This is a genomic window from Dactylosporangium sp. McL0621, from assembly GCF_049995355.1.
Taxonomy (GTDB): Bacteria; Actinomycetota; Actinomycetes; order Mycobacteriales; family Micromonosporaceae; genus Dactylosporangium.
In genome coordinates, this window is the sequence record NZ_CP188259.1 from 6,093,029 (window position 1) to 6,107,002 (window position 13,974).

Genomic DNA, 13,974 nt, shown 5'->3' on the forward strand with positions numbered 1-13,974 from the left:
GCAACACCGTTGTCACATATACCTTGACGCAATGACCGTCCGCATCAGGCACATCACGATCGACTGCGCCGATCCGTACCGCTTGTCCCTCTTCTGGAGTGCGATTACCGGCTACGAGGAACAACCCAACGACCCCAACCTGCCCACGCATGATCAGGCGCTCATCCTTGCCCCAGACGGCTCCGCCGGCTTGCTGTTCATCCGCGTCCCCGAGCCCAAGAGCGTGAAGAACCGCATCCACTTCGATGTCCAGCCGCTGGATGCGACCCGCGACGAGGAGGTGGAGCGGGTGCTTGCCCTGGGCGCCTCTCGTATCGGTGATTTCAGACGTCCAGACGGTACCGGCTGGGTCGTGCTCACCGATCCCGAGGGCAACGAGTTCTGCATCGAGAGATCGGCCGCCGAGCGCACAGAGTGAGATGTTCGTGACCCACGGCGGACATCGGGAGGGGCCGGGAGCGCGCTTTCGGCCTGGCCGCCGCCATCGGGTACGCCCTGTTCATGCGCCGCCCCTGGTCCTGCCCGCCCGGATCGTCGCCGCGGTCGCCCTGGGCGCCGTGGCCGGCTCCTATCCGGCCCGCCGGGCGGCTCGCCTCACGCCGGCGGAGGCGCTGGCGAGAACGTGACGGGCGGTGGCCAGTTCGTCACGAACGCCGTGAGCCTCCTTGCGGAGCGCGGGCGTGCGGCGGACCATGCAGCCATGCAGCGTGAAGAGCTCGCTCTGACCGGTGGCGGCGGCGTCCGGATCGTCTACGACGTGTGGCGGCCCGAGGGCGGCGCGACCGGGGTCGTGGTGCTCTCGCACGGGATGGGAGAGCACGCCCGGCGCTACGACCACGTGGTGCAACGGCTCGGTGACATCGGGCTCGCCGTGTACGCGCCCGACCATCGCGGGCACGGACGTTCCGAGGGTAAACGGTTGCTGGCGCGGAGCATCAGCGAGTACACCCGGGATCTGGATCTGCTCTTCACGCAGGTGCGGGAGCGCCATCCGGGGCAGGTACCGTTCCTGATCGGGCACAGCATGGGGGCCATGATCGCGCTCGCGTACGCGCTGGACCACCAGGCCGGGCTGCGCGCGCTGGTGCTGTCCGGCACGCCGGTGGTGCCCGGCAAGGGTATTCCGAAGCCCGCCATCGCGGTCGCGAAGGTGCTCGGCCGCATCGCGCCGGGCGCGCCGGTGCAGTCGCTGCCGTCGAAGCTGATCTCGAAGGACCCGGCGGTGGTGGCGAAGTACGACGCGGACCCGCTCGTGCACCACGGCAAGGTCCCGGCCGGCCTCGGCGGCGCGATGCTCACGCAGATGGCCGTGTTCCAGCGCCGCCTGCCCGAGCTCACGCTGCCCACGCTGGTGCTGCACGGCTCCGAGGACGGCCTGGTCGACGCCGAGTCGAGCCGCCTGATCGCGGCGCGCGCCGGCTCGTCCGACCTGACCCTGCACATCTACGAGGGCCTGCACCACGAGGTGTACAACGAGCCGGAGCAGGAGCGCGTGCTCGACGACCTGATCGGGTGGTTGAAGGCGCACTAGGGGCTGTGTCGAAGTGGGGGTCGGAGCGAGGCGAGGCTCAGGCGTCGGCTGGGGCCGCGCCGGGCGCGCCCCGATACCGGGGTTGTATCGGGGTGTGACCGCTACGGTTTCCGGCGGCGTCTGAGTCCGCCGCAGCCCGGCCATCCACTTCGATACAGCCCCTAGGAATCAATCGGTACCCGCCGTGCGTTGTGGATACCCATGAACGACGTGATCGCCGAGTACCGCAGGGGAGTCCTCTACTTCGACGCCGGTGACCCCATCGAGGCCGCCAAGATCCTGTCCAGCGTGCTGGACGAGGAGCCCGGCAACGCCGAGGTGCGGCTGTGGCTGGCCCGTGCGTACTTCGCCTCCGCGCAGCTCAACCGCGCCGAGACGCACCTGCGCACGCTGGTCGACCGCGACCCGAGCGACCACTACGCCTGCCACCTGCTGGGCCGCACGCTCGAACGCCAGAGCCGCCCCCGGGAGGCCCTGCCGTTCCTGCGCCTGGCCGCGGCGATGTCCGCCGTTCCCGACTATTCGGCGGCGGTACAGCGGGTGGCCGGCACGGTCTGATCCCGGGCCGGCGAATTGATGCCGACCCGGGGGCAGCGCTCCGCCCGTTGATCGCCTACGGTGGCCACTCGTGAGGCACTATCCGTGGCGCGCATTGATCAAGGGCATCTGGCGGACGCTGGTGGCCCTGGTCCTGACGACCGCGTTCGTCATCGTGACCGGCATCCTGGCCGGCGGTCCCAGCTTCACGTGGCTGGCGGTCGGGCTGGCCCTGTCGCTGTTCGCGGCCGTGCCCGGATACCTCCTCTACCGCCTCGGCGCCCCCGACCATTCGGCCGGCAACCGCGTGGTGATGCTGCTGGTCCTGACGTTCGCGTCGGTCCTGGGGGCGCTGCTGGTCCTGCCGGCGTACATGTCCCGCGAGGGCGTCCCCACCGACGCCCAGGTCACCCACGTCGTGCGCGCCGTGAGCAAGGTCTCGGAGAAGCGCTTCCCGGCCTACCAGGTCGCCGACCGCACGACGGGCGAGAACCTGGGCCGGCTGCGGTTCCTCAGCACGGAGCCGAAGGTCGGCGACACGGTACGCGTCCGCAAGGACCCCCGCGGCTGGTTCAACGTCACGATCGCCGACCCGACGGGCCGCTTCACCAAGCTGGCCGCCCTGGTGGTGGCGGTGCTGGGCCTCTCGGCGTTCTTCCTGGGCGCCGGCGGCCACATGCCCGACGACTGAGCTCTTACAGCGTTACCGGCAACGCACTCGGCCCGTGGATCAGCACGCCCGTCCGCCACGCCACCTCCGCGGGCGGAACCGCCAGCCGCATGTCCGGGAACGCCGTCAGCAGGTCCGTGAACGCGATCTGCGCCTCCAGCCGCGCGAGCGGCGCCCCGAGGCAGTAGTGGATCCCGTACCCGAACGCCAGATGCTGGTTGTCGGCCCGATCCAGATCGAACGCGTCGGGGTTCGGGAAGCGCTCCGGGTCCCGGTCGGCCGCGAGCAGCGAGATCGCCACCATCGCGCCGGCCGGAATCGTCACATCGCCATACGTGACCGCCTCGGTGGCGGTCCGTGACGTGGCCGTCTCCACGGGGCTCTCCAGCCGCAGGAACTCCTCGACCGCGGCCGGCACCAGCGACGGGTCCTTCCGCAGCCGCCGGTACGCCTCCGGCTGGGTCAGCAGCGTGTACATCCCGTTGCCGATCAGGTTCACCGTCGTCTCGTGCCCGGCCAGCAGCAGCAGGAACGCCATCGACGTCAGCTCGTCCTCGCTGAACCGGTCGCCCTCGTCCCTGGTCGCGATGAGCGCGCTGAGCAGGTCACCGGCCGGAGCCGACCGCTTGCGCTCGATGAGCCCCAGCAGGTAGCCGACGAACGCGGCGGCCGCCTCGGGAACTCCGGGCCCGCCCGCCGACGCCGACACCATCACGCCGGTCCAGCGCCGGAAGTCGGCCTGGTCCTCGATCGGCACCCCGAGCAGTTCGCAGATGACCTGGATCGGGAGGTGTACCGCGTAATCCTCGACCAGTTCCGCGGAGCCGCCAGTGGCGCGCAGCGCCGCGGCGCCGCCCTTGCCGTCCTGTTCCGCGGTGCCGTCCTGTTCGGCGGTGCCGTCCTGTTCCGCGGTGCCGTCCTGTTCGGCGGTGCCGTCCTGTTCCGCGGTGCCGTCCTGTTCCGCGGTGCCGTCCTGTTCCGCGGTGCCGTCCTGTTCCGCGGTGCCGCCCTTCGCGCGCAGCGACCCGATCAGGGCGGCGCTGAGCTCACCGATCCGCGGGCGCAGCTCCTCGACCCGGCGCGCCGTGAACACCTTCGACACCAGCCGCCGCAACCGGGTGTGATCGGGCGGATCGTTCGCGAGCAGATGCCTGGTCAGCGGCGTGCTCACCGGCCGCGCGAGCTGGCGGGCGTTGTCGCCGGCGCCCTGGCGCTTCGAGAGCCGCGGGTCGGCCAGCGCCACCTTGCAGTCCGCGTACCGCGTGATGAGCCAGACCTCGATGCCGTTCGGCAGCGTCACCGGGTGCACCGGCGCTTCCTGCCGCAGCTGCGCGTACACGGGATGGGGGTTGTTCCAGAATTCCTGTGTGAACTGCATCTGCACCGTCACACATCAACGGTAACCAATCAGCGGGGCGGCCGGAATCGCCGACCCGATCGTGGCAGGATGGCGGGCGTGGCGAGCGAGTCGAGACACATCAGCGTGCACATCGCGCGGCCCCCGGCCGAGGTCTACGAGTACGCCGCCGACCCGGCCCGCCTCCCGGAGTGGGCGCCCGGCCTGTGCAGCGCCGTGGAGCGCGACGGCGACCGCTGGTACGCGATCTCCGGCGACGACCGCATCGAGCTCACCTTCGCCCCGGACAACCCGCTCGGCGTCCTCGACCACACCGTCCACCTCCCCACCGGCGAGGTGTTCCACAACCCGCTGCGCGTCGTCCCGCACGACGACGGCAGCGAGCTCGTCTTCACGCTGCGCCGGCAGGCCGGCATGTCGGACGCCGACTTTGCCCGCGACAGCGGCCTGGTCCGGGCCGACCTGGAGGCGCTGAAGCGCATCGTCGAGGCGCGCTGACCGGGCAACGCCATCGTGCGTTTGCCGCCACCGCCAAGCCGCCTTTAAGTGCCCGCCAATCGGGTCGTCGTCTGCTGTACGGCATGAAGAGCCCCGAACCCAACCTCCTCGGCATCACCATCAACCACCGCTCGATGCGCGGCGACGCCCGCCGCTTCGCCGAGGTGACCCGCGCCATCGCCGAGGGTGGCGTTGCCGGCACTCCGGGTCGCGCCAAGGCCATCCACCGCTACCTGACCGACCTCTGCGCCGGCATCCACCACCATCACCAGGCCGAGGACGACGTCCTGTGGCCGGTCCTGCGCGCGACCGCCGGCGCCGAGGTCGACCTCGGCGAGCTCACCGACGACCACGCCCAGCTCGACCCGCTGCTCGACCGCATCCGCATACAGTCCGCCGCTCTCGCCACTACGCCCGGTGACCGTGATGCGGCCGCGAGCCTGGCCGACTCGCTGGCCACGCTGCGTGACCTCCTCGACGAGCACATCGAGGACGAGGAGCGCACGATCTTCCCGGTCATCCGCCGGTACGTCTCCGGCGACCAATGGCAGAAGGTCGAGGACGCGGTCCGCAAGGGCGGCAAGATGGGCTTCGAGCTGCCGCGCATCGAGCGGTACGCAACGGCCGGGGAGCTCGAGGAGCTGTACCGCCTGGCCGGACCGGTGCTGCGCCTGATGCTGGCCGCGGTACGCCCGGGCTTCCTGCGCCGCGAACGCCTGATCTTCGGCTGATCCAATCCGCCCCGAGCTACATCCAGGGCGTCGCACCGGTCCGGGTGGCCAGGTCCTTCGCGGCCTCGAAGTGGGCGTCCGCGGGCTGCCCGAGCGCGATCGCCAGCCGCCCGAGCACCAGGTCGACCGGAGGTCCGGGCACGGTACCGCTGGCCAGGCCCACGAACTGACCGGCCCATGGCCGCAGCAGCTCGTAACACTCGGCGGCCACGGCCACGTCACCCAGCGCGGCCGCGTTCTCACCGCGCAGCCCCATGATCGCCAGCCAGTAGTAGTCCTCGCGAATCGGCAGGTGCGGCTTCCACGCCGCGCGGGCCTCGTCGAGCCGCCCGGCGTCGACGAGCGCACGGGCGATGAACTCCCCGGCCTCCGCCTCGGCGGTGGGCAGGTCGCGCAACGGCTCGAGCACCGGCAGCCAGGTGTGCCCGAGACCCTGCGTGAGCCGGATGAAGAACACCCCGACGATGCCGACCAGGGTGGCGTTGGGCTGCCCGGCGGCCTCGATCCGCTCGCCGAGCTCGGTGTAGATCCGCTCCGCGGTCGCGTGGTCACCGGCGAACAAGGCCCGGATCGCGCCGAGAATCGCCATCACGGAGAGCGTCACGCCGAGTTGCCCGGCGGTCGACCGCTCGAGCGCCCGGTCGAGGTGCTCCTGAGCGAGACGCAGGTCGTTGCGCTCCAGCGCCGCCTGGTACAGCACGTGATGCGCCTGAGCCTGAAACCCGAGCAGCCCGGCGCGCTCCGCGACCTCGAGCAGTTCCGCCCCGACGACAGGCAGCTCATGCCGGCGCTCGGGATTGAGCACCGCGAAGTACCGTGCGTTGAGCGCCTGGCACGACAACAGCGCGTCACCTTCGGCCCGAGCGATGCGCAACGCCTCCGCGCTGGCTTCGGCGCACCGGGCGAGCTCGTCGCCCTCGAGCTCGTAGACGAGCGCGACGAGCATCCGCCCACGCAACCGGGCGGGGACGTCGGCGCGCGCAAGAACCCCTTCCAGCAACCCGACAAGCGGCCAGTCGATGTACCGTGCGACGCGAATCGACCACGCCACAGGCGCATCGAACGCGGCCAGCGCACGCGCGAGCGGCTCGACGTCGACGACGTTCTCAAGCCCGGTGGCGTCCGCCACGTTCAGGGTGTGCGGCCTGCCGACACCGGCCACCGCCGGCGCGGCCGCGCCGGGGTGCCGCCTCGCTCCATTCTCGGCGCCGCCCGTCGCAGCGGCGCCGCCCGTGGCAATGGCGTCGAATGTGCCTGTGGCGTTGCCTGTCGCGTCGTCCACGAGTGCACCCGCCGCGTGGCCGGCTGCATCGATGCCGCGTGTGTGTTCGGCGGCGCCTCTCGCATCAGCGGGGCGCGTGCGCGCGGTGCCGCCGGTCGTATCGGTCTCAAGTCTGCGCGCGGTGCCGCCGGTCGTATCGGTCTCAAATCCGCGCGCGGTGCCGCCGGTCGTATCGGTCTCAAATCCGCGCGCGGTGCCGCCCGTCGTATCGGCCTCGAATGCGCGCAGGTCGATGCCCGTCAACTGCGCCGCGGCCCGGACAGCCTCCCAGCGCGCCGCCCGCGCCCCCATCGCATCGCCGGAGTTCGCCCGCGCCGACGTCAGCCCGCACAGCAGATCGAGGGCAAGCGTGGCCGAGTGGTCACCGGATTCAGCGGAGCCCGGCCGCCGTAGACCGAGTGCGTCGAGCGACGCCCCGTACAGCTGCGCCGCCTCTCGGTGCGCGAACATCCCCGCCGCCTGCCGGGCCGCCGCGGCGCCGTGCCGAGCCGCCCGGACCGCACTTGCCGGGGTGGCGGCGGCCAGCGCGTGGTGCCCGAGCGCCGCGACGTCATCGGGCGCCGCCCGCTCCAACACGTTCAGTACCCGCTCATGCAACCGTCGGCGACGAAGCTGCGGCATGTCGTCGTAGAGCACATCCCGTAACAGAGCGTGACCGAACCGCACGCGTCCGGGCCCGGGCTCCTCCAGCAGCCCGGCCAGCACTCCGGCCTCGAGGCCGTCGAGCACCGCATCCTCGTCCTCGGTGAACGCCTCGGCCAGCACGTCGATGTCCACGTCACGCCCAAGGATCGAGGCATGCCGCAGTACCGTCTGCGCCGGCGCGGGCAGCCGGGCCAGCCGCCGCCGCAGGACGTGCCCGATCCCGGCCGGAATGGCCCGGACCGCACTGCCGGCTCCCTCCGCCGAGATCAACCGCGCGATCTCAGCCAGAAACAACGGGTTGCCGCCGGTGCGCTCGTGCACCACCGTGGCAACCTCGGCCTCCACCGGAGCCCCGAGGTGCCCGGCGAGCACCCGCGCCGCCGCGTCGGGCTCGAGCCCGCCGAGCAACAGCTCCATCGACCGGGGCCCGGCCAGCGCGGCGCGGGCGGCCCCGAGCTGCGGGTTGTCCTCCCCGGTACGGAACGTGGCCACGACCAGCACGGAACGCCCACCCAGCGCAACCGCCACGTGCCGCAGCACCTGCAACGTCTCGCCATCGGCACGGTGTACGTCATCGAGCACAACCAGTAGCGCCCCGCCCGACCCGAGCCGCTCCCCGACGGCCTGCGCGAGGTGAAAATGGCCCCCGTCGCCCCGCTGGTCCGTGGTGTCGGCCGTGCGCCAGGTGCTCCCCTCAAAGCCGCCGTTGCCGAACTGACGAACGTGTTCGGTGTCGTTAGCGTGATCTGCCGGAACGGCCGCAAAGGCGGGCGCCGGCGCGAAGGAGGACAGGTCCGCGCCGCTGCCGGTCAGAACCTCCGTCCACGCCCACGCCGGTGGCGCCCCGTCAACCTCCGGGCAGCGACCCCAGGCGACCTGCCAGCCACGCTCCGCCATCGCCATCGAGAACGCCCGCACCAGCGTGGACTTGCCGGCCCCCGCCTCGCCACCGACCCAGACGATGCGGAGGCCGTCACGCTGCGCCGCCTCGGCCGCGGCTGACAGCTTGGCCAGCTCCTCGTCGCGCCCGAGTGCCTCGGCGCCACGTCCGGCGCCGGACGAGGAGTTCGATGTGGTGACCGCGTCACGCTGTGTGTTCGAGGCTGGAGACGGTTCCGCGGCGGACGGCGGTATCGGAGTGTCAGCGGAAAGGTACTCGGCGTGCGCGAGGACATCGGCCTCGAGAGCGCGCAGTGCTGGGCCGGGATCGACGCCCAGCTCGTCCGCGAGCCGCTCGCGGGCCTGACGCAGCGCGGCGAGGGCGTCGGCCTGCCGCCCCGCCCGGTACAGCGCGCTGGCCAGCACGTGCACGGCCTCCTCACGCAGCGGGTGCTCCTGCACGTGGCGGTCCAGCTCCGGTACGACCAGCGCCGCCCGGCCCAGCCGCAGCGCGACCCGCCCGGCGGCCTCGACGCCGGCCAGGCGCAGCCCTTCGAGGCGGGCCGCCTCGGGGGCGGCCCAGGCCTCGTCGGCAAACTCGGCGTACGCGGGACCGGCCCAGACGTCGAGGGCCGCCCGCAGCAGCCGATCCGCCGTGCGCGGGTCCGACTCGGCCACGTCGCTGCCCTGCCGCAGGAGGGCCTCGAACCGCCACGAGTCCACCCGCTCGTCCGGCAGCCGCAACGCGTACCCGGGCGCCACCGACACCACAACGGCCGCCGGTGTGCGCGGCGCCCGGCCGGGTTCAAGCGCTCGGCGCAGGTTGGAGATGTACACCTGCAGGGCCGCGAGCGCCTTCGGCGGCGGCTCGCCCTGCCACAGGTCGTCGATGAACCGGTCCGTCGGCACGACGTGCCCGCCGGCAGCCACGAGCCGGGCGAGCACCGCACGCTGCCGAGGCCCACCGGCGTCGGCCGGGACACCGCCGACCTCTATCCACAGCGGCCCCAGCACGCCGACGCGCACTGTATTGGCGCCATCACCGAAGGTGTCAGCGCTGCGGGCGGCTACCGCGTTGCCGCGGCCATCGCCACTCCGTGCCGCCTCAGCCACGGATCGTCACAAACATCGGGAGCTCTCCCACGGTCCAGGGATCTTCCGGCATCTGATCATGATCGAAAGGGGCGTACAACCAATCCGCGGAGATCGGACACCTCTGGGTGCTGAGGCCGCTCGGACGTCGGTCAGTGCCCGGGCGGGGAGAGCCGAGGGCTGGAGATGGGTCAGGCGATTCGGAACGCGGACGCCGGCCGCGACCGTTCAGGCGATGGAGATTCACCCACCTGTGAAGCGGCAAAAGTCTCGCCGCCCGCTGAATAGCGGGCGGCGAGACCGTGAGACAGGGCGGCGAACCGATGGGGGATACAGCGCGCCACCCCGGTCGGAGCGGCAAGCACCGGAACGGCGAGGAACGGGATGGCTCGCCGTGGGGGGTACGGCGCGCCACCCCGGTTGGGCTCGCGAGGAACGGGCGGCGAACCGCTCAGTGGAACAGTGAACTGACGGACTCGCCGTTATGGATGCGGCGCATGGCCTCCGCCATCGCCGGCGCGATCGACAGCACCCGGAGCTTCGGGACCCACTTTTCCTTCGGCAGCGGGACGCTGTTCGTGCACACGATCTCCAGGACGTCGTCCTGCTCCTGAAGTCGTCGCAGAGCGTCACCGGTGAAGAGACCGTGCGTACATGCCACCCGGATGCTCGCCACGCCCCGCTCGCGGAGCCGGTCGATGAGCTCGAACACGGTGCTGCCGCGGGCGATCTCGTCGTCCAGGACGATGACGTCGCGCCCCTCGATGTCGCCGATCACGGTGCTGATGACCACGTGGTCGTCGGAGAAGCGCTGCTTGGCGCCGGCTGCCACGGGTACCGACAAAAGGCGCGCGAATGCCGAGGCCGGTTTCGCGTTGCCCAGGTCGGGCGACACCACGACCGCGTTCGACAGGTCGTGGCCGCGGAAGTGCTTGGCCAGCTCGCGCAGCGCGTGCAGGTGGTCGACCGGCACCGAGAAGAAGCCGTGCACCTGCGGGGAGTGCAGGGTCAGCGTGAGCACGCGGCTCGCGCCCGCGGCCGTGAGCAGGTCGGCGACGAGCCGGCCGCCGATCGAGATGCGCGGCTCGTCCTTTTTGTCGGATCGCGCGTACGCGTAGTGCGACATGACCACCGTGGTCCGCGCCGCCGACGCGCCGCGCGCGGCATCCAGCATGAGCAGCAGTTCGACGAGGTGTTCCTGCACCGGCGGCACGAGCGGCTGGATCAGGAACACGTCCCGTTCGCGGCAGTTTGCCTGCAGTTGTACCTCGAGACAGTCATTGGCGAATCGATCCACCCGGACGGGTAGCAGGGGCACCTCAAGCTGCGCGCAGATCTCCTCCGCGAGCTCGGGATGCGCGCTACCACTGAACACGGCGATGTCACGCACGAGCGGGACTCCTCGAAGCCGGGGGCTGGTCATCCCGTTGATACCACACCCATTCGGCGCGTCCGCTCCTGCGGCGCATCGTCGGCCGGGCACCGTCCTCGCAGTACGTAGCGGTCCACGAACTGTGCGACAGAATCACGTACCGTCAGTGGTGCGTCACTGCGGGCGAGAACGGCCTGGGCCGCGGTGAAGCAGGCGAGCGCGGCGGCGGCGGTGGCCGGATCGGTGAGCCCGTCCCGGGCGGCCGCGAGCCAGTCGCGGTGCCGGCGCAGCGGTGAGCGCAGGTGCTCGGTGGCGTCGACGGCAGCCTGCGCGCCCTCGGGGTCGTCCAGCAGCGCGGTGACCACGGCCGCGGGCACCACCCAGTCGTCGCCGGCCTGCTGGTCGATCATTCGCAACTCCAGGTAACCGCGCGGTCGCACCGGCGGTACCAGGGTGCCGAGGTGCCGCTCCAGGTCGGTGAGCGTCACCGGGCGTGGACCGTGCCCTCGCAGCCAGTCACGCATCGTCAGGCCGCTCGGCACGTGCCAGCGTGCGCCCGGCTCCGCGGTCGGGTCGTCCTCGGCCGGCGCGACCATCGCGACCTTCGCGGCGAGGGCGTACCGGGCCCAGGCCTGGCGGGGGTCGTCGGTGCGCCGCGGCGCGCGCGTGCGGCTGGCGTCGGTGCCGAAGCGCAGCGCCTGGCGGTAGGACGCCCAGCGGCGGCCGGCCCGGGTGACGTGCGGGGAGTTGGCGAACGCGGCCATCATGATGGGGCCGATGGCGTCCGCGAGCCACCAGCGCCGCGCAAAGTGGGACCAGTCGTCGGTGTCGGCCCCCGATGCATCGGTACCCGAGTCAAGGCACACCTGGATCGACGCGGAGTTCGTCATCACGGTGCGTCCGCGGGCGCCCGACCGGTCGTGGTACTCGGCCAGAGCCACGTAGCGCGGGTGATCCGTCACCAAACGTGGTCGGCGCAGCTTGTCGAGGCCGGTCCCGTCGAGATGCAGCCCGTGCTCGGCCAGCGTCGCCCGCACGAGCGCCAGGTCGCCGGTGAGTGCGCTCAGGCACTCCGTCAGCGACGCACCCACGGCGCTGGACAGCTCCAGCTGGCCGCCCGGCTCGATCGTGACCGCGCTGCCACCGGGCAGCGGGTTGCCCAGATGGGCCAGGAGCTCCAGGAGTCGCGCCGGCGCCGGGCGATGCAGCGGTCGCGCATGGTCACGCACGCAGTACTCGAGTTCCACCCCGACGCGGCCGACCGGCCCCACCCGGAATCCGGCGGCAGCGACATAAGCCGAGGCGGTGGTCTCGGTAAGGAGGATGGCGGGTGTCGTGTCGTTCACGGCGGCCTCCCGGAAGAAGGGTGCGTGCTACCCAGAGTGGTGTTGCGGATGGGAAAAGTGATCGTTCAGGCGTGACGTGCTGAGTGGCGGGGCGGTGCGCGGTGCGGCGGCGGGCTCGGCCGGCGGCGGGTGCCGGGCGAGGTGCATTCAATTAGGCGGTCGTTCGGGCGATCTGTCCAGCCTTCGAGGACAACGCGCGGTGAACTCTGGATGGGAAGCCGCTGGAAGTCAACAAGATCTGTGCCCCCACCCGCGGGTGCGCCAGATCTTGCGCTCCCTGTGCAAACATGCCCCGAGTTTGCGGCGAATCGATGGAGATCGGTTGAAGAATCCGATTTCTAAAAGCGTTTACTCTGGTACCGCCCCTGCGTCGCCCGACCACGAAAGCGCCGAAAGGATTGCGCCAGGGAAATGGTTGAACGTTGGAGCCTGGTGCATTTCGGCCGACAATTCCGGCACTGATCGCGGACCGTGCCGACCTCAGTACTCAGAGAATCGGCCCGCGTTCGTCGCCGCCGCTCTCGCCGCGATAACTGTCGGTGGCACCGCGTGTGCACGGTGTGGGAGACGCCCTGTTGCGCCGATCATGGCTGCGGTCTCGTACGGGACCGGAGAGCGGTGCGGCAGGTAGCCCCGGTGGATCGTGGATGGGGCGTTCGTGCCGAGAGTCGCCCTGCGATACCGCGGATCTGGGGACGGCGGCCATGCAAGGTGCCCAGCGCAGTGGGCCGCGACGGGTGTGCTGAAGCGGGCAGTCCCGCAGCGGAGCATCCTGCAGCGGAGCGGGTTACGGCGGAGCGGGTTACGGCGGAGCGGGTTACGGCGGAGCGGGCTGCGGCGGAGCGGGTTACGGCGGAGCGGGCTGCGGCGGAGCGGGCTGCGGCGGGCGGGTTACGGCGGCCCGGCCTGGCGATGTTCGTGTGGCGCGAGGTGCTGTGCGCGCTCCGTGTGGTGGGCGCTGGGGCGGACTGGTGTTCGCCGTCCGTCACGGCGCCGAATCGCCTGCTCGATGCGAGGCGCTGGAGTGGAAGCGGCGCCAACCTCTGTTGTGGACGTTCGTGCATTCGCGCGGTGACCCGGCGTCGCCCGGGAGGTGGCGCGTGCAGTTCGCGGCGGCGCCGCCAGCCCGATTGCCGGGCGGCTTTCGTGCGCGGCGCCGCTCATGAATTCGGCATCATGGAGTAGTCAAAAAACTACTGGTCGTGTTCAGATTTGATCACCCAGTATTTCGCCGGTGTGTTCCGGCGGGTACTTCCCGGGCCACCCTCTGTCGAACATCCTGAGCGCGGAAATTTCGCCCGTGCCCGGCTCCGTGCTGGCATGCGCGGAGCCGGGCCCGTGCGGTGCTACCACGGACTGGCGAAGTCCTGGGTCCAGAAGGGCACGCCGCGCGAGTTGTACGCCACGGCGACACCCACGTTGCGGAACCGGCAGTTGAGGATGTTCGCCCGGTGGCCGGGGCTGTTCATCCACGCGTTCATGACGGTTCCCGCGTCCGGCTGGCCCCAGGCGATGTTCTCGCCGTAGGTGGACCAGCGGTACCCGGCGGCCCTGACCCGGCTGCCGGGTGAGCCGCCACTCGGCGACCCGTGCGAGAAGTAACCGCGCCCGGCCATCTCCCGCGAGTGCTGCCACGCAGCGAAACTGAGGCGTGAGCTAGCTGTCACCGGCCCGCAGCCGGCCCGCGCCCGCACGCTGTTGGTCAGGCCGACGACTCCACGGGCCATGGCGAAGTCGGACGCGAACGCCGGCCCGCTCTGGACCGCCGCACCCGCCGAGACCGCACCCGCGACGAGCGTTACGGCGACACCCTTCCGGAATCCCATCTCACCTCCACGAAGTAGGGCAGATGGCCTGAAAGTAGGCAGGTGTCCGACGTCCGTGCGGAATGTCGCCGAAACCCGGCGCTCGCACCGGGGATGGGCTACGGGGCCGCTCAGGAGGCCCGCGCCGACCTGTGGGATTTCACCCGCGAGAGTGACAGCACTATGACGATCTGTAACGACGGCGGCCGCCATGCCAGGCGGGACCGCG

At 71.3% G+C, this 13,974-nt stretch carries 11 protein-coding genes; 6 read left to right on the forward strand and 5 right to left on the reverse strand.

Annotated elements, in window-relative coordinates:
- Window positions 1–31: 31 nt before the first annotated feature.
- From ACPPVO_RS28875 to ACPPVO_RS28890, 4 genes are all read left to right on the forward strand, one after another.
- Complete coding sequence (locus ACPPVO_RS28875; protein ID WP_360371122.1) at window positions 32–418, forward strand: VOC family protein; 387 nt, start codon at window positions 32–34, stop codon at window positions 416–418.
- A 282-nt stretch (window positions 419–700) separates the two neighbouring features.
- On the forward strand, window positions 701–1,531 hold the full coding sequence (locus ACPPVO_RS28880; protein WP_426514284.1) for an alpha/beta hydrolase: 831 nt from the start codon (window positions 701–703) through the stop codon (window positions 1,529–1,531).
- A gap of 201 nt (window positions 1,532–1,732) precedes the next feature.
- Window positions 1,733–2,089, forward strand: coding sequence for a tetratricopeptide repeat protein (locus tag ACPPVO_RS28885; RefSeq protein WP_426514285.1), 357 nt, complete (start codon window positions 1,733–1,735; stop codon window positions 2,087–2,089).
- A gap of 70 nt (window positions 2,090–2,159) precedes the next feature.
- On the forward strand, window positions 2,160–2,759 hold the full coding sequence (locus tag ACPPVO_RS28890; RefSeq protein WP_426514286.1) for a hypothetical protein: 600 nt from the start codon (window positions 2,160–2,162) through the stop codon (window positions 2,757–2,759).
- 4 nt (window positions 2,760–2,763) lie between these two features.
- Here the strand turns inward: ACPPVO_RS28890 and ACPPVO_RS28895 are convergent, their stop codons facing one another.
- Window positions 2,764–4,128 carry a cytochrome P450 gene (locus ACPPVO_RS28895; RefSeq protein WP_426514287.1) on the reverse strand — a complete coding sequence of 455 codons (1,365 nt, stop codon included), beginning with the start codon at window positions 4,126–4,128 and terminating at the stop codon, window positions 2,764–2,766.
- A gap of 66 nt (window positions 4,129–4,194) precedes the next feature.
- Between ACPPVO_RS28895 and ACPPVO_RS28900 the strand changes: the two genes are divergently transcribed.
- Both ACPPVO_RS28900 and ACPPVO_RS28905 read left to right on the forward strand, forming a co-directional pair.
- The gene (locus ACPPVO_RS28900) at window positions 4,195–4,593 is read left to right on the forward strand and encodes an SRPBCC family protein (protein WP_426514288.1); all 399 of its coding nucleotides are present in this window, start codon (window positions 4,195–4,197) and stop codon (window positions 4,591–4,593) included.
- Between the two features lie 83 nt (window positions 4,594–4,676).
- Entirely contained in the window at window positions 4,677–5,324 is a 648-nt protein-coding gene (locus ACPPVO_RS28905) for a hemerythrin domain-containing protein (RefSeq protein WP_426514289.1), read from the forward strand.
- Window positions 5,325–5,340: 16 nt separating this feature from the next.
- Here ACPPVO_RS28905 and ACPPVO_RS28910 read toward each other — a convergent pair whose 3' ends face one another.
- The 4 genes from ACPPVO_RS28910 to ACPPVO_RS28925 all read right to left on the reverse strand — a co-directional run bounded on the left by ACPPVO_RS28910 (window position 5,341) and on the right by ACPPVO_RS28925 (window position 13,958).
- A complete protein-coding gene (locus ACPPVO_RS28910; RefSeq protein WP_426514290.1) occupies window positions 5,341–9,144 on the reverse strand; it encodes a BTAD domain-containing putative transcriptional regulator in 3,804 nt (1,267 codons plus the stop codon).
- A 529-nt stretch (window positions 9,145–9,673) separates the two neighbouring features.
- Window positions 9,674–10,612: a ribose-phosphate diphosphokinase gene (locus tag ACPPVO_RS28915; protein ID WP_426514291.1), complete on the reverse strand. Its 939-nt coding sequence runs from the start codon at window positions 10,610–10,612 to the stop codon at window positions 9,674–9,676.
- Between the two features lie 29 nt (window positions 10,613–10,641).
- Window positions 10,642–11,940, reverse strand: a complete 1,299-nt coding sequence (locus ACPPVO_RS28920; RefSeq protein WP_426514292.1) for a glutamate-cysteine ligase family protein — start codon at window positions 11,938–11,940, stop codon at window positions 10,642–10,644.
- Window positions 11,941–13,286: 1,346 nt separating this feature from the next.
- Window positions 13,287–13,958, reverse strand: a complete 672-nt coding sequence (locus ACPPVO_RS28925; RefSeq protein ID WP_426514293.1) for a CAP domain-containing protein — start codon at window positions 13,956–13,958, stop codon at window positions 13,287–13,289.
- Window positions 13,959–13,974 lie beyond the last annotated feature (16 nt).